This window comes from Robbsia betulipollinis, from assembly GCF_026624755.1.
In the GTDB taxonomy this organism is placed as follows: domain Bacteria; phylum Pseudomonadota; class Gammaproteobacteria; order Burkholderiales; family Burkholderiaceae; genus Robbsia; species Robbsia betulipollinis.
On the sequence record NZ_JAPMXC010000002.1, the window covers coordinates 126,569 to 147,143 of the forward strand.

General features: G+C 66.3%; 12 protein-coding genes. 5 read left to right on the plus strand and 7 right to left on the minus strand.

Annotated elements, in window-relative coordinates:
* Nucleotides 1-113: 113 nt before the first annotated feature.
* On the minus strand, nucleotides 114-1,166 hold the full coding sequence (locus OVY01_RS12395) for a phosphotransferase (RefSeq protein WP_267847900.1): 1,053 nt from the start codon (nucleotides 1,164-1,166) through the stop codon (nucleotides 114-116).
* Between the two features lie 400 nt (nucleotides 1,167-1,566).
* Here OVY01_RS12395 and OVY01_RS12400 point away from each other — a divergent pair, with 400 nt between their 5' ends.
* Together OVY01_RS12400 and ycaO are read left to right on the plus strand one after the other, a co-directional pair.
* Complete coding sequence (locus OVY01_RS12400; protein ID WP_267847902.1) at nucleotides 1,567-4,524, plus strand: hybrid sensor histidine kinase/response regulator; 2,958 nt, start codon at nucleotides 1,567-1,569, stop codon at nucleotides 4,522-4,524.
* Between the two features lie 39 nt (nucleotides 4,525-4,563).
* Nucleotides 4,564-6,276, plus strand: a complete 1,713-nt coding sequence (gene ycaO, locus OVY01_RS12405) for a 30S ribosomal protein S12 methylthiotransferase accessory factor YcaO (RefSeq protein ID WP_267847903.1) — start codon at nucleotides 4,564-4,566, stop codon at nucleotides 6,274-6,276.
* A gap of 80 nt (nucleotides 6,277-6,356) precedes the next feature.
* Here ycaO and OVY01_RS12410 read toward each other — a convergent pair whose 3' ends face one another.
* The 5 genes from OVY01_RS12410 to ppc form a co-directional block, all read right to left on the minus strand.
* A complete protein-coding gene (locus OVY01_RS12410) occupies nucleotides 6,357-8,852 on the minus strand; it encodes a hybrid sensor histidine kinase/response regulator (protein ID WP_267847905.1) in 2,496 nt (831 codons plus the stop codon).
* Between the two features lie 181 nt (nucleotides 8,853-9,033).
* Nucleotides 9,034-9,573 (minus strand): response regulator, encoded by a 540-nt coding sequence (locus tag OVY01_RS12415; protein WP_267847906.1) that lies wholly within the window; start codon nucleotides 9,571-9,573, stop codon nucleotides 9,034-9,036.
* Nucleotides 9,574-9,640: 67 nt separating this feature from the next.
* Nucleotides 9,641-11,131, minus strand: a complete 1,491-nt coding sequence (gene mctP / locus OVY01_RS12420; protein WP_284700866.1) for a monocarboxylate uptake permease MctP — start codon at nucleotides 11,129-11,131, stop codon at nucleotides 9,641-9,643.
* Nucleotides 11,128-11,331 (minus strand): DUF3311 domain-containing protein, encoded by a 204-nt coding sequence (locus OVY01_RS12425; protein ID WP_267847907.1) that lies wholly within the window; start codon nucleotides 11,329-11,331, stop codon nucleotides 11,128-11,130. Before OVY01_RS12425 ends, mctP begins: the two co-directional genes overlap by 4 nt.
* A 156-nt stretch (nucleotides 11,332-11,487) precedes the next feature.
* Nucleotides 11,488-14,592 (minus strand): phosphoenolpyruvate carboxylase, encoded by a 3,105-nt coding sequence (gene ppc / locus OVY01_RS12430; protein ID WP_267847909.1) that lies wholly within the window; start codon nucleotides 14,590-14,592, stop codon nucleotides 11,488-11,490.
* Nucleotides 14,593-14,911: 319 nt separating this feature from the next.
* Here ppc and mdtD point away from each other — a divergent pair, with 319 nt between their 5' ends.
* From mdtD to OVY01_RS12445, 3 genes are all read left to right on the plus strand, one after another.
* Nucleotides 14,912-16,351, plus strand: coding sequence for a multidrug transporter subunit MdtD (mdtD, locus tag OVY01_RS12435; protein WP_267847910.1), 1,440 nt, complete (start codon nucleotides 14,912-14,914; stop codon nucleotides 16,349-16,351).
* A gap of 183 nt (nucleotides 16,352-16,534) precedes the next feature.
* Complete coding sequence (locus tag OVY01_RS12440) at nucleotides 16,535-17,272, plus strand: ROK family protein (RefSeq protein ID WP_267847912.1); 738 nt, start codon at nucleotides 16,535-16,537, stop codon at nucleotides 17,270-17,272.
* A gap of 47 nt (nucleotides 17,273-17,319) precedes the next feature.
* On the plus strand, nucleotides 17,320-18,252 hold the full coding sequence (locus tag OVY01_RS12445) for a Cof-type HAD-IIB family hydrolase (RefSeq protein WP_267847913.1): 933 nt from the start codon (nucleotides 17,320-17,322) through the stop codon (nucleotides 18,250-18,252).
* Here the strand turns inward: OVY01_RS12445 and OVY01_RS12450 are convergent.
* On the minus strand, nucleotides 18,249-20,564 hold the full coding sequence (locus tag OVY01_RS12450) for an FdhF/YdeP family oxidoreductase (protein ID WP_267847914.1): 2,316 nt from the start codon (nucleotides 20,562-20,564) through the stop codon (nucleotides 18,249-18,251). The genes OVY01_RS12445 and OVY01_RS12450 overlap by 4 nt on opposite strands.
* Nucleotides 20,565-20,575 lie beyond the last annotated feature (11 nt).

A 20,575-nucleotide genomic window follows, 5' to 3' on the forward strand; every position in this document is an offset into this window, starting at 1 on the left:
TTCCGGAAAAAAGACAAGGGACGGGGAAACGAGTCGCGCACGACCACGACGCAACGCTGGAGGGCCAGGCACCGGCTACCCGCCCGTGCGCTTGGCCGCGCATCCGCCCGCACTCAGGGCAGACCGCTCAGCAGGCGCAGGACGCGTCGCGCCTCCGGATTGTGGCGCAGGATATAAACACGGTTTTCCGGAAAATGCGCCGCCCGCCATTCGGTGATCACCAGGCGCTGTACCAGGCGTGCCGTCACCAGATCGCGCAGGCAGGCCCGCTCCTCGTGCGCAAGCGGTGTCACGCTGTCGAAACCCGCTGCGACCTCCTCCAGCGCCAGCAGCGGGTCGGCCGCATCGCCGATCTGATAGGAAGCGGTGATCGCCAGATCCACGACCCGCGGCGCATGCACCACGTCGCCGAAGTCGAGGATCGCGACGATGCGCGCGGCGTCCTCGGGTGCGACCAGGTAGTTGCTTTTGCTCAGGTCATTATGAATCGCCTGATGCGGCAGTTCCGCCAGCCGCGGTCGAATCACCGCGACGAAGCGTTCGAGAAAAGCCCGCGCGAACGCGCGCAACTGCGGCTCGTCGATCACATGCGTGAGCGGCAGCAGCGCACCGATCTGCATCAGGTCCCACAAAAAGGGGCGCGACGTGCCCGGATGCGTGAAACCGGCCAGTGCGTGGTCGAACTCCGCCAGCCGCCTGCCCAGTGCCCGCCGCAGGCCAGGCGAGGCGGGCGCCTCGGTGGCCGCGCGGCCTTCGAGAAAACCGTACGCCCTGCCCCGCAGCACTGCGCCGGCCGGCGTGGTCGCGACGAAGTGGCGCGCCGCCGACACCGTGCGCAGCGGCCGGGGCGTGATCGCGCGCACCGCACTGGTCTCCAGATGCTCGAGCAGCGCGATCTGACAGTCGAGTTCGTCCTGCGGCTCGGCCGAATTGATGAATTTCAGGACGATGCGCGCGCCGCCCGCCCCGGCTCCGGCGGCGTCGACCACGAAATTTCGGTCCCGTTCGCTGCTCAGCGAAGCGATCGGACCACGAAAACCGTATTCGCGTGCCGCCACCTCCGCGGCGAAGGCGATCGGGACCCCCGGCGGCGGTGTCAGCAACCAGGCGTTCGCCGCATCGCTGTCGCGGCGCGTGTCACCGACGATTCCCTGGTCTGCTGGCATATCTGTCCCCGGCGCGCGATGCTTGAAAAGATGCTGCATCATAGATCGTCAAAAAACCTCGCCGCGTGGCGTGCGGCAAGGCGCGGCGGCCGCGCCATGCACCGGATGAATTGACGGATGGTAATATCCGTTGTTCTGCGCGGCGGCACCCGTCGACGACGATCGCCAAGACGCCCCGGAAGGCGTCCGGCATGGGATGCGGGAGCCGCCTGCGTCCGCTTCGCCGGTGTCTCCGCGACCCGTTCCCGCTGAGCCGCGTCGCGCCGGTGCTCCGGCCCTGACGCCGCACGGCGACGATGCCATCCGACGCCCCTGCCGCCGCCGAGATGCGGGCGGCTGCCCCGCGCCGCGTAAGGCGGGCCACCCCGCCTGGTACCGGGCGCGAGATTTCAAGAATCCTATGACGAAAGACAGACCGGCAGAAGATGGCGCGCCCGCCGCCTCGCTTGTTTTCCTGAGCGGTGCCGGAAAAATCGGCGCGCTGATCGAAGCATTCGATTGGTCCCGCACGCCGCTGGGGCCGCTCGCCACCTGGCCCGGCTATCTGAAGACCACCGTCGCCGTCCTGCTCCGCTCCCCCGTGCCGATCGTCACGCTCTGGGGCGAGGAAGGCATCATGATCTACAACGAGCGCTATTCGGCGTTCGCCGGCGACCGGCATCCGCACTTGCTGGGCTCGCGCGTACGCGAAGGCTGGCCGGAAGTCGCCGACTTCAACGATCACGTGATGCAGGTCGGCCTCGCCGGCGGCACCCTCGCGTATCGGGACCAGGAGCTGACGCTGGAGCGCAATGGCGCGCCCGAGCCGGTCTGGATGAATCTCGACTACTCCCCGGTCATCGACGATGCCGGTCGACCGGCCGGCGTGATCTCGATCGTGGTGGAAACCACCGCGAAGGTTCGCGCCGAGCGTTACCTCAGCGGCGAGCGCGAACGCCTGCAACGCATGTTCGAGCAGGCACCGGGCTTCATGGCGATGCTTACCGGCCCGCAGCATGTCTTCGAACTGGTCAACCCCGCCTACATGCGCCTGATCGGTCAGCGTCAGGTGCTGGGCCACACAGCGCGCGAGGTGCTGCCGGAGATCTCAGGCCAGGAACTCGGCGACCGCTTCGATGCGATCTACGCGAGCGGCGAGGCCTTTTCCGCGAATTCATTGCCCGTGCTGCTGCAGCGCCAGCCCCATGCGGCGCCGGAGCGACGGTATGTGGACGTCGTGTATCAGCCCGTGCGCGGCGGTGACGGCACGATCATCGGCATCTTCGTCCAGGGAACCGACGTCACGGACCGGGTGCTCGCCGAGCAGGCACTGGAAGCCAGCGAAAACACGTTTCGCACCCTGGCGCAGGCCATGCCGAACCAGGTCTGGGCCGCCCCGGCCGACGGCAGGCTCGACTGGTTCAACGCCCGCGCCTATGAATACTGCGGGGCGACGCATGCCACCCTGGCCGGCCAGGGCTGGCAAAACCGCATCCATCCGGAGGATGTCGCACAGGCCACGCGCCGCTGGGCGCAGGCCACCCGCGACGGCACGCCCTATGAGAACGAGATGCGTATCCGGCGCGCCGACGGTGCGTTCCGCTGGCATCTGTCGCGTGCGTTCGCGGTACGCGACGAGCACGGCATCATCGTGCGCTGGATCGGGACGAATACCGATATCGAGAATCAGAAGGCCGTGACCGAGACCCTCAGCCGGCACAACGAGACGCTGGAACACCAGGTGGCCACCCGCACCGCCGACCGGGACCGCATCTGGCGGCTGTCGACCGACGTCATGCTGGTCGCCGAGTTCGACGGCACCATCGTCACGGTCAATCCCGCGTGGACCCACCTGCTCGGCTGGACCGAAGCCGAGCTGCTCGGACGCCCCTTCATCGCACTCGTGCATCCGGACGACCGCGACGCGGCCCTCGCGGAACTCACCGCGCTGTCGCGCGGCGCCAGGACACTGCGCTTCGAGAACCGCTATCAACGCAAGGATGGCGGCTACAGCACGTTGTCGTGGGCTGCCGTGCCCGACGCGCAGCGCCTCCACGCGGTGGGCCGCGACGTCACCGCCGACCGCGCGGCGGCGGCGGCCTTGCGCCGCACCGAGGCGGCCCTGTACCAATCGCAGAAAATGGAGACCATCGGCAAGCTGACCGGCGGCGTCGCCCACGATTTCAACAATCTGCTGCAGGTGATCTCGGGCAACCTGCAGTTGCTGGCCTTCGACGTCAAGGGCCAGCCGCAGGCGGAACAGCGTGTGAGCAACGCGCTGGCCGGCGTCAAACGCGGCGCGAAGCTGGCGAGCCACCTGCTCGCCTTTGGCCGGCGTCAGGCACTGGAGCCGAAATCGTTGAAGATCGGGCGCCTGGTGAGCGGCATGGAAGACATGTTGCGCCGCTCGCTTGGCGAAACGATCGAGATCGAGATGGTGATCCCGGCGGGTCTGTGGAGCACGCTCGTGGATCCGGCGCATGTCGAAAATGCGATCCTGAACCTGTCGATCAACGCGCGTGACGCCATGGACGGAGTCGGCCGCCTGACCATCGAGGTCGGCAATGCGTATCTCGACCACGAGTATGCGCGCGATCATGCCGAACTCAAGCCCGGACAATATGTGTTGCTCGCGGTCACCGACACCGGCAGCGGCATGCCCGCAGACGTGATCGCGCAGGCGTTCGAACCGTTCTTCTCGACCAAACCCGAAGGCAAGGGGACGGGTCTCGGCCTGTCGATGGTCTACGGTTTCGTCAAACAGTCGGGCGGTCACGTCGCGATCTACAGCGAACCGGGTCATGGCACCACGGTCAGGATCTACCTGCCGCGCACGCTGCAGGACGAGGACCGGGTCGAACCGGTCGACGCCCTGCCCGTAGTCGGCGGCGTCGAGACCATCCTGATGGCCGAGGACGACGCCGCGGTGCGGGCGACCGTGATGGACATGCTGACCGGACTCGGCTACCGGGTACTGAAGGCGAATGACGCCAGCAGCGCGCTCGCGATCATCGATAGCGGCGCGCCGATCGACCTGCTGTTCACCGACGTCGTGATGCCCGGGCCGTTGCGCAGCCCGGAACTCGCCCGCAAGGCGCGCGAACGCCTGCCGGATCTCGCGGTACTGTTCACATCCGGCTATACCGAAAACGCCATCGTTCACGGCGGCCGGCTCGACCCCGGTGTCGAACTGCTCGGCAAGCCCTATACGCGCGAAGCGCTCGCGCGCAAGATCCGCCATGTGATGGCGAACCGGAAACAACGCCTGCAGCAGCCCGCGACGCCCGCGGCGCAGGCCCCGAGCGCACCCGATTCACCGCACGCAAACGCGCCCTCCGAGCGCAATGCCGACCGCAGCGCCGACCGCAGCGCCTCATAGGCCTGCGGCCAGCGTCCCCGACTCTCACCACATCACGCCATGTCACAAGAAAGTTTCATCGCCGGAAAAGACGCCTCGCTCGAATTTTCGATCGAGTCGATGCACAGGAAGCTCGCGGCACGCGGCTTTCACATGCAGGAAAGCGCCTGGTTGAACCCGGTCGAGAACATCTGGTCCGTCCATATGCGCGATACCGATTGCCCGATGCTGTTCTCCAACGGCAAGGGCGCCTCGGAACTCGCCGCCCGCGCGAGCGCGCTGGGCGAATTCTTCGAACGCCTGGAGTGCCACTACTTCTGGACGCATTTCTATCTGGGCGCCACCCGCGCGGCGCGGCCCTTCGTCCATTATCCGCGCGAGCGCTGGTTCGCTCCCACCGAGGACGGCGCCTGGCCGGCGGCGCTGCTGAACCCGCAACTCCACGCCTTCTACAATCCGGACGGCGATATCGACGCGAGCGTGCTGGTCGACCTCAATTCGGGCAACGTCGAGCGCGGTATCTGCGCCTTGCCGTATCAACGGCTGAGCGATGGCGCGCAGACCTGGTTTCCGGTCAATCTGATCGGCAATCTCTATGTCAGCAACGGCATGTCGGCGGGCAACACCTTGATGGAGGCGCGCACCCAGGCCCTGTCGGAGATCTTCGAGAGGGCCATCAAGTATCGGATCATCCGGGAAGGACTCTGTCTGCCCGACGTTCCAGAAGACGTCATCGCGCGCTACCCGGGCATTGCCGCGGGCATCCGCGCCTTGCGCGAAGCGGGCTTCGGCATCCTGGTCAAGGATGCGTCCCTGGGCGGGCGCTACCCGGTCATGTGCGTCACGCTGCTGCATCCTGGCGACCAGGGCTGTTTCCCCAGCTTCGGCGCGCACCCGCGTTTCGAGATCGCGCTGGAGCGCGCCCTGACCGAACTGCTGCAGGGCCGCGCGCTGGCGTCACTGGAGAATTTTCCGGAACCGGGTTTCGACATGGACGAAATCACCGCGGTCGCCAACCTCGAAATCCATTTCGTGGACTCCAGCGGTGTCGTCAGCTGGAACTTCCTCGGCGATACGCCGGACCACCCGTTCGCGGACTGGAATTTCAGCACCACCACCCAGGAAGACTACGACTGGCTGTGCGCGAGCATCGCCGCGGAAGGCCATGAAATCTACATCGCGGATTTCGACGAGCTCGATGTCTACAGCTGCCGTATCCTCGTGCCGGGAATGTCCGAGATCTATCCGGTCGAGGATCTTCAATGGGAAAACAACAGCGTCGGCAACGATATTCGCCCGGCGCTGGTGCAGCTCGACAGCCTCGATGACGAAGAATGCCGGGATCTGCTCGACGAGCTTCAAACCATGAATCTGGGCGACGAACGGCCGCTCTGGGAGATCCTGGGTCTGGCCGTGCCGGTGGGCACGCCGTGGAAGGAACTGCGCATCGGCGAACTGAAGACCTTGCTGGCGCTGGCCATCGGCGACGAGGAAGCCAGCCGCGAAGGCTGCGACTGGATCCACCATTACCGGCAGCTGAGCCGCCCGCGCTGGCTGGTGTACCGCTGCGTGGAGGCCTTGCTGAACCTGGACCCCCCGGCGAACTACCGGCACGCACTGACCTTGATGTACGGCGAAGCCGTGGTGCGCCAGGCCGAAGCCCTCGTGTCGGGCGAGGAACGGTTCTTCGGGCTGGAACCGTTGGGAACGGACTACGAAGGCAGCGCGATGCATCAGAATCTGCTCGCGGCCTACGACAAGCTGTTCGTTTGAAGTGCAGGCGGCCCGACGTGCCGCCTGCGCGCGCAATCAAACGGTAACGCCCGTATCGAAAAACCCCATGCCGCCCGGTTTCACGCGGGCAGCGACTGGCGCTGGCGCACGTTCGACATTTCCTCGATCAGCGACTCGAGCACCTCGACGTCGAAAGGCTTGCTGATGACCTGTATCTCCGCCAGCTTCGCGCGCTCCAGTTCCGATGCGTAACCGGTCACCAGAATGACCGGCATCGCCGGATAACGCGTGCGTAACTGCATCGCGAAATCGATGCCGTTCATCTTCCCCGGCATGTGAATGTCGGACAGCACGAGATCGAACGGCAGGGTGGCCTCTTCCCCCATACCGGCCGCCGCGCTGGTTTCCAGCAGGTACTCGTAGGCGGCGTCGGCATTGTCGATCCAGTGGGTCTGATGGCCCATGATCGCCAGCAGCGCTTCGGTACCCGCGGCCACCTCGGGATTGTCCTCCACCAGCAGAATCGAAATGTCGGGCCGCGCGAGCGGGGTGTCGCCGCGCACGCCGAATGCGGCCTCGGCCGTGGCATCTGCGAGCACCGCCGCCCCCACCGCCCCGACCGCGCCACGCACCGCGAAGAACGGCACGGTGGACGCCGCCGTCCCGGCCTCGTCCGCGGCGGTCTGGGCCGGCGCTGCACTCGCCATCCGGCTCGCCATCGCCTGCGCGAACGGATGCGGGACCTGCGGCTCATCGGACGGCGTGCCCGCGGCCGCGGTGGCGACGACGCGAGGCAAATACAGACGCACGGTGGTGCCCCGCAGCTCCTCGCTCTCGATCGAGGCGGTGCCGCCCGACTGCTCGCAAAAGCCCGATACCTGCGGCAGTCCCAACCCGGTACCCATGCCCAGCGGCTTGGTCGTGAACAACGGCTCGAAGGCGCGGGCAAGAATTCCCGGCGTCATACCCCTGCCGCTGTCCGTCACCGAGATGCGGACATAATCGCCTGCGTGCGCAAAGGCTTCGCCCTCGCCCAGCCGCAGGTTGTCCACCTCGATCATCAGCTTGCCACCATCCGGCATCGCATCGCGCGCGTTGAGCGCGATGTTCATCAACGCCAGTTCGAGCTCGGCGGCGTCGGCCAGAAACGGCCATGTCTCAGGGTGCACCTTGAAAATCAACGCCACCTTGATGCCCAGCGCCGACGCGAGCAGCGGCTGCGCGCCCGGCAACCACGCCTGCATCTGCACGATTTCCGTGCGATGCGGTTGCTTGCGCGCCACGCCCAGCAACTGGCGCGTGAGCCGCTTGCCGTTCTTGATCGCGCGCTCGATGGCCGCGACTTCGTTTTCCGCGTTGCCCGGGCCGCGCCGGCGCACTACCTGTGCGTTCGCCGACATCGTCATCAGGAGATTGTTGAAGTCATGCGCGACACTTCCCACCAGCGTGCCCAGCGCCTGCATGCGCCGCGCCTGCCGGAACGCCGCCTCGACGGCGCGCCGCGTCGCCGCTTCGTCGCGCCACGCGGCCCAGGCTTTCTCCTCGGCAGTGAGGCGCCGCAGCGACATCACGATGACGCCCCAGAGCACGAGGCACGGAATGAAAACACCCGCGGCCAGCAGCGCCACGTGATTCAACCAGGCGGCGATGATGGCATGATTCGGGTAGCTCGCGAAGACATAGACGGGATAGCCTGCGACGCTGCGGTAGGCGACGATATTCTCTTCGCCATCGACGCCCAGCGTGGCGCGGCCCACGATGGCGTGATTGCGTTCCAGCGCCGGGCGCAGCAGACTGGCGATGATCCGGTACGGCGGCGGTTCGCGCATCGTGCCGCCGGCGGCGTTGCCGTTCGCGTCGACATCGACGTCGACCAGCGGGTAATGCACCAGCAATTCGCCATCCTCGCGCGCCAGGCCGATCGTCATCGACTTCTCGGTACCCGCCAGATCCTTGTAGAAATCCGAGAAATAGTCGACCCGCAGCGCCACCGAAACGACACCGTTGAAGCCGCCATTGACGTCCCTGCGCGGCACGCTCATCGTGAATACAGGCCGGTGCGAGAGCGTTCCGCTCATCAGCGAGGAAACGTCGAACGCCCGTCCCTTCACCAGCGCGTCGAACTCGGGACGGTGCCGCACGCTGGTGGCCGGCGCGGGAAAGACGTAGCTGTTCGCCAGCATCTGTCCGTTGCCGGAAAACACCGACACGCTGGCGACCTGCGGGTAACCGCCGCCGATCTGGCGCAGCCGCTCGTGGATCAAACGTTCGTGCTGCCGGATACCTATGTCGTTCATCCCGCCCAACAGGTCGAGCACGCGCTCATTGAGACTCTGATTGAGGTCGAAGACCTTGATCGCGTGCTCCTCCGCGATCCGCGCGACCCGGCTGGTCACCACCAGCGCCACGCGCTGACGGTCCCGCAAGTCACCTATCGCGGCGATGACGACGTAGATCAGCGGCAACACGATGGCTGCCGCCAACAGGATCACGAAGGCGCGACGCACGCTCGCGAAGTTACGGTCGGGCTCGCGGCCGAGCACCTGATCGGCGTCAAGGGGGTCGCCGATCTCCTCGGAACCGCTCCGGGATCGGACCACGTGATCGTTGTGCAAGGTCAGAGGGCCGCGAAAATTAGAATTTTGTTGTCGATTCCGACGCAAACCGGACACCGCTTCGGCTCTGCATTCTGCTTGAGATTCTGCATTCTGCCAGAGCGGCGGCACGCTCGCCAGTTGGCACGGACGACGACCCACAACCCTCTTGACTGAAATCCTTTTTTATGGATGAATTCTTTCAGTCTTGCGACTCGCCACGCAACAGGTCCAGCAGGGCGTCGATTTCAACGGGTTTCTGAAAGTAAAAATCGAAGCCCGAGGCCCGGGCGGTATCGAAGTGCTCTTTTTCGAAAAACCCGGTTACGGCGATCATCGGCACCTCGGCCAATGCGCCGACCCGGCGTAGCGCGCGGGCGGTAGAAAAACCGTCGAGCGCCGGCATGCCGAGATCGAGCAGGATCGCATGGGGTTTCACCAGTTTGGCCAGTTCCAGCGCGCGCAACCCGTCGGCGGCCATCGCCACGTCGTAGCCCTCGGCGCTCAGGCACTCGTACATGGCGAAGCGCACGTCGACGTTGTCGTCGACGACCATCAGGCGGGTAATCTTTGCCGTGGCGATACGCGAACTTGCCTGCGAATTGAGCGCGAACCAGCGGCGCCCCGCGGCTTCCTCGCATCCGCTGTCCGGGCGTATGGGCCGTCCGGCAGTGGATGCACGCCACGGCGCGAGCGCCGAGGACGTGCATCCGCGAGGTTTGGAGTGAGAGGAAAGTTTCATCGACGGTAACGGCCAAGTGCAAGGATTCTTCATGGAACCAAGCACTTGCCGTGCCAGTCGGGCCCGTTCAGGTCGACGTGGCAGGTACCACCGGGCGTCCGGATTTAAGAAACGCCGACAATCCGAAGACGACAACCATGTTGGCCGCGAGCGCCAGAAGGCCGATGTACACCGGATAGTGCCCGCCCGCCACACTCACCGTATAGAGCGGCTTGATGCCTTGCTCGAGCGCGAGCCACGTTCCCAGCGTCATCCCCACTCCCCAGCCCAGGAACAGGGCCGGCAACTTCAGCCGCGACGTGAAGAGCGTGAAGACCACCGCCGGAAAGATCTGCAGGATCCAGACGCCGCCGAGCAGTTGCAGGTCGATCGCATATTTCGCCGGCACGAACAGGATGAATACCAGCGCGCCGAACTTCACGAGCAGGGAGAACAGTTTGGCACTCTTCGATTCCTGGGCCGGCGTCATGTGCGGGTTGACGAGCGGACGCCACAGATTGCGCGTGAACAGGTTCGCCGCACCGATCGACATGATCGCCGCCGGTACCAGCGCACTGATCGCGATCGCGGCGGCGGCGAAACCGACGAACCACGACGGGAAAAGCTTGTTGAACAGCGCCGGGACGACCTGGGACGCCGAACTCACATGGATGCCGGCCGCGATCGCCATGTACCCGAGCAGCGCGATCAGGCCAAGCAGCAGGGTGTAGGCCGGCAGGAACACGGCATTCGTCTTGATCGTCGACGGCGACCCCGACGCGAGGATCGCGGTCATCGTATGCGGATACATGAACGCCGCCAGGGCCGAGCCGAAGGCCACGCTCGCGTACGCGGTGTACTGCGACGGCAGCAACGTGATGCCGGTGGCCCCGCCCTTCGCCGCGAAATAATGATCCGCCGCGCTGAACACCGACGCATACCCGCCGAGCTTCGACGGAATCAGCCAGACCGCGGCGATCACGACGATGTAGATCATGATGTCCTTGACGAAGGCGATCATCGCCGGCGCGCGTAATCCGCTGGCATAGGTATAGACCGCGAGAACCACGAACGCGATGATCAGCGGCACCTCGCCGGACACGCCCAATCCCTCGATCACCACCTGCATGCCGACGAGTTGCAGCGCGATATACGGCATCGTCGCCAGAATGCCGGTCGCCGCGATCGCGGCGGCGAACCAGCGCCCGCCGTAATGGCCCTGAACGAAATCCGCGGCCGTGATGTGCTGCAGCTTGTGGCAGATCTTCCACAGCTTCGGCATCACCAGGAACACGAAGGGATAGACGATGATGGTGTAGGGCAAGGCGAAGAAGCCGTAGGCGCCAACCGAATACACCAGCGCCGGCACGGCGATCACCGTGTAGGCGGTGTAGAAATCGCCTCCCACCAGGAACCAGGTGATGACCGGGCCGAACTGCCGCCCGCCCAGCCCCCACTCGTGGAGCTGGCTCAGGTCCCCGGCCTTCCAGCGCGCCGCGCCGAAACCGATCACCGTGACCAGGACGAAGAATGCGACGAAGACGCCGACCGCGACGATGTTGAATTGGGACGTGATCATCGCGCCACCCTGTAGACGATGTAGATCAGCAGCGAGGTGAGCGGCACCCACAGGAACTGATACCAGTAGAAGAAGGGAAAGCCCAGGAAGTCGGGTTCCCGTCCATTGTAGAAGGGCACCCAGAGCAGGCCAATATAGGGAAGCAGCAGAATCAGCTTCAGCCAGGAGGCGCGTCCGGACGATGCGTCGCTCGTAGTCATCTTGTCTCTTTTTATGGAAATCGGCCGGGGAAATCACCGCTGCATGGCAGCGCGGGTAGTGCGACACTGTGCCGCGCCACCGCCGACAGACATTATCCTTTCGCGGGAAGCGGCGTCAAGCGACGACGCCGGTTTGCCCGCGGTGGGCGCGGGACTTTAGCCTGTATTGCGCAGGCCCGACGCAATGCCGTTGATCGACAGCTTGATGCCGCGCGTCAGTTTTTCGCTGCTTTCGCCGGCCCGGTGCCGGCGCAGTAGTTCGACCTGCAAATGATTCAGCGGGTCAAGATAGGGAAAGCGATTACGAATCGCACGCGCCAGCAGAGGGTTGCCGACGAGGCGTTCGGCGTGGCCGGTGATGGCGGCGAAAGCGTCGACGCTGCGTTGCCATTCCGCGCGGATCTGGCCGAACACGGTGTCGCGCAACGCGGCGTCGGGCACCAGGCTCGCGTAGCGTGCGCCCAGCGCGAGGTCGGTCTTCGCCAGCACCATGTCCATGTTCGACAGCAGGTTCGCGAAGAACGGCCAGTCGCGGTACATCGCCTGCAACTCGGCGAGCCGTGTCGCGCCGGTCGCCGCCTGGGCGGCCACCTGTGCTGCCGCGTCGATGTCCGGGGCGCCCGCGCTCCCCGCAACCGGCGCCGACGCGTCGTCGAAATCGCCGGCCAGCCAGCCCTGCAGTGCGCTGCCGAAGCCGTACCAGCCGGGCAGCAACAGCCGGCATTGCCCCCAGGAAAATCCCCAGGGGATCGCCCGCAGATCCGACAGCTGCCGCGCCTGCGGGTCCTGAAGCTTGCGCGACGCGGGCCGGCTGCCGAGATTGAGTTCGGCGATTTCCGCGATCGGCGTGGCGGCGAAGAAGTAATCGACGAAGCCCGGCGTCTCGTAGACCAATGCGCGATAGGCCCGCATCGCCGCGCCGGACAGTGCCGCCATCGTCGCCTCGAAGCGCGCGAGCGATGCGTCCGATGCCTGACGGCGTCCCAGGCTGGCCTCGAGCGTGGCGGCAACCACCGCTTCGAGATTGCGTCGGCCGATTTCCGGATTGCCGTATTTCCCGGCGATCTGCTCGCCCTGCTCGGTCAGGCGGATCTGGCCGTCGACGGTGCCGGGCGGCTGGGCGAGAATCGCCTGGTACGTCGGGCCGCCGCCCCGGCCGACCGTGCCGCCCCGCCCGTGGAACAGGCGCAGGCGCACGCGGCGTTCGTCGAACAACGCGACCAGCGCCAGTTCGGCGCGATACAGTTCCCAGTTCGACGTGAGAAAACCGCCATCCTTGTTGCTGTCGGAATAGCCGAGCATGACCTCCTGCTCGTGCCGCTGCGCGCCCAGCCGCCCGGCGGTGCACGGCAGGTCGAAATACTCGCGCATGATGTCCGCCGCATGCCGCAGATCCTCGATCGTCTCGAACAGCGGAATCACCATCAAGCCCGCCGCGGGATCCGCCGTCGGCGTTGCCGTCAGACCCGGCATCTCCTCGCCATGCGGCGCGACGGCCAGGCCGGTTTCTTTCTGCAACAGGATGACTTCGAGAAGATCGCTGACGGCTTCCGTGTGCGAGATGATGACGTTGCGCACCGCGCGCGGTCCGAAACGCGCACGCAAGGCCGCGGCCGCCTCGAAAATCGCCAGTTCCCCCGCACAGCGCGCCGAGTAGGCGAAATACGGCGAGCGCAGCGGCCGACGCTGGGCGATCTCCGCCAACAACACTTGCCGTTTCGCGGCTTCGTCGAGCGATGCGTACGCGGGCGTGACGCCGGCCACCGCGAGCAACTCGGCGACCACGGCCTCGTGGACATCGGAAGTCTGGCGCAGATCGACGCTCGCGAGGTGGAAGCCGAAGACGTCGATCGCCGTCAGCAATGGCGAGAGCCGGGGCTCGGCCAGCGCCGCGCCATGATGCGCGTCGAGCGAATCACGCACCACCCGCAGGTCGGCCGCGAACGCCTCGGCATCGTCGTAAGGTGCCGCGTCCTGCGTGGGGCGGCCCGGCGGCGCGGCGTCCCCGAGCCGCACGCGTGCGCTGGCCGCGAGACGCGCGTAGATGCCGATCAGCGCCCGCCGGTACCACTCGTCGGCGCGATGTTCGGACACGTCGGGCGACGCCTCGGCGAGCCGGCGCAACGCGGCGCTCGCCGGCACCAGCGTGCTCGACACCGATAGTTCCGCGCCCAGCGCATGCACCTGTTCCAGATAGTGATCGAACGCCACCGCGCCCTGGCGGCGCAACGCGGCGCGCAGCGTCGATGCATCGACGTTCGGGTTGCCGTCGCGGTCGCCGCCGATCCAGCTGCCCATCTGCAGGAAACACGGCAGATCGCGGCGCGCGCGCGCCGCGTCCGCCGGGGCGGGTGATGCCGCAGGCGACGACGCCGGGGTCGCGCCCCGCGGCGCCGCGGGCAGCGCGCTTTCGGCCTGCTCCAGGTCGCTCTGCAGATCGGCGTACAACGCGGGAATCTCGTGCAGAAAGGTCGCGCGGTAATAGCTGAGCGCGTTCTCGATCTCGTCTTCCACGCTGAGCCGGACGTGCCGCAGCATCCGGGTCTGCCAGAGCGTCGTGACCTGGGCGCGCAGCAGCGCCTCGTTGTGCGCGTGTTCCCGCCGGCTGGACGGCGCATCGCGCGTGGCGAGCAGCCGGGCAATCGCGCGCTGCGCATCGAGGATGCTCTTGCGCTGCACCTCGGTGGGATGCGCGGTCAACACCGGCACGATCAGCGTGTCTTCGAGAAAGGTCCGCACCGCGCCGGGATCACGGCCTTCGTCCGCCAGCCGCGCCAGCGCGAACGCCAGCGTGCCCGCGCGCGGGGCGGATTCCGCCAGCCTGTGGTGGCGCCGGCGACGGTTGTGATGCCGGTCCTCGGCGATATTCGCCAGATGGGAAAAATAACTGAAGGCGCGCACCACCGACACGGTCTGCTCGGCGCTCAGCCCGGCGAGCAGCGCATCGAGTTCGCGCGTGGCCTGCGCCTCGCCGTCGCGGCGCAGCCGCACCGCCGTCTGGCGTATGCCTTCGACCACCGCGAATACCGCTTCGCCTTCCTGCTCGCGCACGACGTCGCCGAGCAATCGACCGAGAAAACGGATGTCGTCGAACAGCGCGCGGTCCTTTTCCGCGAGCGGTTCCAAGGGCGCTTCCGCAGTGGGCCCGTGCGTAACGTCATGCGGGCGCCGCGGCGCCGCGCCTTCGGAACGATCGGACGGAGAGGGACAGGACGCAGCGGACGGAGCGGACCCCGCATCGTTCAGCGCATGATCGGTCATGACGAAGCTTCCTCTGGAACGGGCGGTCACCCATGACGGCGGTTGACCTGGGCGGATACGCGAGGCGGATGCGCCAGGCGGATGCGCGGCGGACAGACGCGGCGAGTATGCCATGCGCATCGGGCCCGGTCACTGCGGCGTGCGCCGGATGGCACGCGAACGCCCGCGCATGCTCCAGCGCCTTCGCCCACAGCGCGTCGCTGCCCGAACGCGCTATACTCCACGCAGTCATTCGCACTGGCAAATACCCTAATGGACAGCTGGCGGCCAACGGCGGCGGCGCCCCGCACGCGTCGCGATCGGGAGGATAACGAAACAGATGCAGACGCCACGTTCGATGTCGATCATGCTGTGGACCGTCGCGGTCGGGTTTTTCATGCAGACCCTGGACACGACGATCGTCAATACCGCCCTGCCGGCGATGGCCCGGGCGCTGGGAGAAAGCCCATTGCGCATGCAGTCGGTCGTCATCGCCTATGCGTTGACGATGGCGATGGCGATCCCCGCCTCGGGCTGGCTGGCGGACCGCTTCGGCACGCGACGCGTCTACATGGCGGCGATCGTTCTGTTCGTCGCCGGCTCCCTTGCCTGCGCGCTGTCGCGTTCGCTCGACGCGCTGGTGGCCGCACGCGTCGTTCAGGGGGTGGGCGGTGCGATGCTGCTGCCCGTCGGACGCCTCGCGATCCTGCGCACGTTTTCCTCGGACCAGTACCTGCGGGCGCTCAGCTTCGTCGCCATACCGGGGCTGGTCGGCCCGCTGATCGGCCCGACGCTGGGCGGCTGGCTGGTGTCGATCGCCTCCTGGCACTGGATCTTTCTGATCAATGTACCGGTGGGCCTGGCGGGCATCGTCGCCACGCGTCTGTTCATGCTGGACGCGCGTACACCCGTGCAACGCTTCGATCTCAAGGGCTATTTCCTGCTCGCCGTGGGCATGATGACGCTGTCGCTGTCGCTCGACGGTCTGGCCGAACTCGGACTGCAGCACGCGACGGTGCTGGTGCTGCTGGTCGTGAGCCTCGCTGCGCTGACCGCCTATGCACTGCACGCCACGCGCGCCACCTACCCGCTCTTCCCGCTCGACCTGTTTCGCATCCATTCGTACTGCGTCGGCCTGCTGGGCAATCTGTTCGCCCGCATCGGCAGCGGCGCGATGCCCTATCTGCTGCCGCTGCTGCTGCAGGTGAGCCTGGGCTACACGCCGTTTCACGCGGGATTGATGATGCTGCCGGTGGCCGCCGCAGGGATGGCCGTCAAGCGGGTGGCCGCGCCGTTGATCGTGCGCTACGGCTATCGGCGCGTGCTGGTGACCAACACGGTTCTGGTCGGCCTGGCGATGGCCAGTTTCGCGTTGGTGTCGCCCCATCAACCGCTCGCCCTGCGCCTGCTGCAGTTCGGCGTGTTCGGCGCGGTGAACTCCCTGCAGTTCACCGCCATGAACACGCTGACGCTCAAGGATCTGGCACGAGGCGGCGCGAGCAGCGGCAACGGGCTATTCTCGATGGTGCAAATGCTGGCGATGAGTCTGGGGGTGACCGTCGCGGGGGCGCTGCTGGCCGCGTTCCAGACGATGCTCGCGACCAACGAGAGCGCAGGTTCGCTGCCGTCCTTCCACGCCACCTTTCTCAGCGTCGGCCTGATCACGGCGGCCTCGGCCTGGATCTTCGCGCAACTGGCGCCGGACGTGAAACGCGTCGCACGGGCGGGTGCAAATCGCCTCGGCGCCCCGCACGAGCGGCACGCATCCGACGAAATCTGAGCATGCCGGGGCGGTAGGCAAAAAAAAACCCGAACCAAAAGTTCGGGCCTGAATCCACCAAGGAGGAGGTGGAGGAGACTGTTCCAAGTATAAACATTAATTGACAGAAAGCAAGAAGCGCCTTCCGAATATGTGTTTTCGGCGCCGCATCCTTCTTTGAACGAAACCCCATGGCGGAAGCAAATGGCAAAATCCCAACCTGCATCCCTGAACATTCTGGCGATCGATATCGGCGGCACCGGTCTGAAGGCAGCGCTGATCGACGCGCAAGGCACGCTGATCGGCGAGCGGCTGCGCACGCCCACGCCCTATCCCTGCCCGCCCGACGTACTCATTGCCGCGCTGGTGACGCTGTGCCGCGAACTCGGGGACTATGACCGCGTCGCGATCGGCTTTCCCGGTGTGGTACGGGACGGCCGGGTCCTGACCGCGCCGCACTTCAAGGACGAACACTGGGTGGGATACCCGCTCGAGACCGCGCTGTCGCAGGCGTTCGGCAACCGGCCGGCGCGTCTCGTCAACGACGCGCTGATGCAGGGGCTCGCGGCCATCCGCGGCGTGGGCCTGGAGTTGGTTCTGACGCTGGGCACGGGAGCGGGCACCGCCCTTTTCCTGAATGGTCAACCCACGCCGCACCTGGAACTGGCGCATCATCCGATTCGCGGCCGCAAAAGCTATAACGACTATGTCGGCGACGTCGCGCGCAAGAAAATCGGCAGACGACGCTGGAACCGGCGGGTGCTGCGCACCATCGCCATCCTCGACAGCCTGCTGCACTACGATCATCTCTATATCGGTGGGGGCAACGCGGCGCGCATCGACGTGTGCCTGCCGCCGGAGATCAGCACGGTGTCGAACGACGCCGGGCTCGAGGGCGGCGCGGCGCTCTGGCGGCTTGCCGGACCCGCGCTCACAGACTGAGATTGCTCTACCATTGACCGATGTCTTTCCCATCCGGAGCCTCGCCCATGTCACCTGACGACCACAGCCATCCGCCGTCCGCGCCCAGATCGGCCAACCCGACGGCCGCCGACCGGCCGGCGCTGCGCACGGACCAGGAAATCCGCGACGCGGGCCTGGCACCGCCGGCACGACGCATTTCCGCGGTCATCTCGGATATCGACGGCACGCTGGTGCGCCCGGACAAGTCGCTCGCGCCGGCAACGGTGGCCGCGGTGCGCGCCCTGCAGGCGGCGGGGATCCCGTTCTCGCTCGCCAGCGCACGCCCGCCCCGCGGCCTGCTCGGCTATCTCAACGAACTGGGCATCACGGCGCCGCTCGCCGCCTACAACGGCGGCAATATCGTCTCGCCGTCGCTGGATGTCCTGGAATCGCATCCGATTCCCGCGGCACTCGCGCGGCGCGTGCTGGACATGCTCGAAGCCCAGGGCATCGACGCCTGGGTGTTCACGCGCGGCGCCTGGCAGATCCGGCGCCGCGACGGCGACTATGTCGACCACGAGGAGCAGACCATCGGCTATGGGCCGACCCTCGTCGAACGCTTCGACGACCTCAGCTCGGTGGACAAGATCGTCGGGCCATGCGTGGACGTCGCGCATCTGGCCGAGGTCGACCGGGACATGCGCGCCGCGCTCGGGGATGCGCTGACGATCGGTCTGTCGCAGGTCTATTACCTGGACATCACCCATCCGGACGCCAACAAGGGGCAGGCGGTGCGGGGCATCGCCCGGCAACTGGGCGTGCCGGTTACCGAAGTGGCGGTGCTGGGCGACATGGCCAACGACGTCGCGATGTTTCGCGAGGCGGGACTGGCGATCGCCATGGGTCAGGCGCGCGAAGACGTGCGCGCGCACGCGCACGCCGTCACGTTGAGCAATGCCGACGACGGCGTCGCCGCCGCCATCCACGCGCTGATACTGCCGCGCGTGCAGCGCGGCTAGGCCGCCACCGGCTCCCGCTCCAGGCTGATCGGGATCGATTTCGACGCCGGCGTCTTCGCCTGGTCGTCGTGATGCCACAGCGGGATCAGCGGGTTGCATTCCGGGTAATAGCCCGCCACGCAACCGTCGGGCACGTCGAAGGACATGATCTTCAGCCCGCCGACGCTGCGCGCGATGCCGTCGTGCGAGATCGTGCTCGCCTTGACCACCTCGCCGTCGTTCAGTCCCCAGTGGGCGATGTCGCGTGGATTCATCAGCAACACCTTGCGCGTGCCATAGACGCCGCGGAACCGGTCGTCCATCGTGTAGACGGTCGTGTTGAACTGGCCATCGCTGCGGATCGTGAACAGTTGCAGGTTCCTGCCCGGTTCGGTCTCCGGCATGTCCGGATTGGCCTCGAAACTGTCGGGGGTGGCGAAGGTCGCCTTGCCGGTCTTGGTCTTCCACTTGCGTTCGCGAGCGGCGTTGGGCCGGGGAAAACCGTCCGGAAACCACATCCGGGTATTGATGTCCTTGTAGTTTTCCGGGAAAGTCAGCGCCATCATGTCACGTATCCTGCTGTAGTTGCCGACCCAGCCGTCCCAGTCGACATGCGGATTCGGGTCGAGCGTCGCCTTCGCGATCCCGGCAACGATCGCCGCCTCGGAAAGCAGCGTGTCGGCCGCCGGTTCGACCTGTCCGCGCGAGCCGTGCATGACGCCCGTGCTGTCTTCCATCGAGACCGCCTGTTCGCCGCTGGCCTGCCGGTCGATCTCGATGCGGCCCAGGCAGGGCAGCAGGTAGGCGAGTTCGCCGTGGATCAGGTGGCTGCGGTTCGGCTTGGTGGCGATCTGCACCATCAGCGGCAGCGAGCGCCACGCCGCCTCGACCCGGTCCGTATCGGGCACCGCGCGGGTGAAATTGCCGCCCAGCCCGAGGAAGGCCTTGACGCTACCGTCCAGCACGCCCTCGCACGCTTCCACCGTGGTCAGTCCCTTGTCGCGCGGCGGCTCGAAATGAAACAATTCGGCGAGCTTGTCCAGCGGCGCCAGCTCCGGCTTCTCGGTGATGCCCACGGTGCGCTGCCCCTGCACGTTCGAATGGCCCCGTACCGGCGAGACGCCTGCGCCGGGCCTGCCGATATTGCCGCGCAGGAACAGCATGTTGCACAGCATCTGCACATTGCGCACGCCCTTGCGATGCTGCGTCAATCCCATCCCGTACAGGACGATGACCGCCTTCGCCTTCATGTACACGGCCGCCGCCCGCTCGATCGCCTCGCGCTTGAGCCCCGACTCGCGTTCGATGACCTCCCATGCGGTCGCGCGCGCCGCCTGTTTGAACGCCTCGACGCCGTGCGTGTGCTGTTCGATGAATTCGATGTCGAGTATGCGCGCGTCGCCGTCGCGCAGCGCCGCATCGTCGGCCGCGATCACCGTCTTGCAGATGCCCATCACCACCGCGCTGTCGCCGCCCACGCGCGGCTGATGATACTGGGTGCTGATCGTCGTCTGTTTCGGCGTCAGCATCTCCAGCGGCGACTGCGGATTGGCGAAACTGATCAAGCCCGGCTCGCGGATGGGATTGAACGTGATGATCTCGCAACCGCGCTTGCGGGCTTCCTGCAGCGGATGCAGCATCCGCGGGCTGTTGGTGCCGACATTCTGGCCGAAGAAGAAAATGCAGTCGGTGTGCTCGAAATCCTCGAGACGGATCGTGCCGATCGGCACGCCGATCGATTGCGGCAGCGCCACCGAGGTGGTTTCGTGGCACATGTTGGAACTGTCGGGCAGATTGTTGTTGCCGTACAGGCGCGCAAACAGTTGCCACATGTAGGACGTCTCGAGCGAAGCCCGGCCCGACGCATAACAGACGACGGATTTCGGATCGAGCTTGCGCAACGCCGCGCCGATTTCCGCAAAGGCCTGCGTCCAGGCGATCGGCAGGTAACGGTCGCTCGCCGCGTCCCATTTCATCGGCTCGGTGAGGCGGCCGGTGCCCTCCAGTTCGTGATCGCTCCAGCTTTCCAGTTCGGTAAGCGTGTGCTGCGCGAAGAAGGCGGCGTCGGCACGCTTGCTGGTGATTTCCCAGGCGCTCGCCTTCGCCCCGCTTTCGCAAAATTCCGCCACGTGCGGTTTTCCGGACTTCGCCCACGAACAGCTCACGCAGGCGAAGCCATCGGACTTGTTCTGCTTGAGAAGTACCTTGATCCCTTTGGCCGAGAGGACGTTTTCCTGGACCAGGATCTCCGTCACCTCGCGAATCGACCCCCAGCCGCCGGAGGGATGGGGATAGGGGTCGCTCATCTTCTTGCCGCTCGTGGTCGCGCTCATGGTCATCGTCC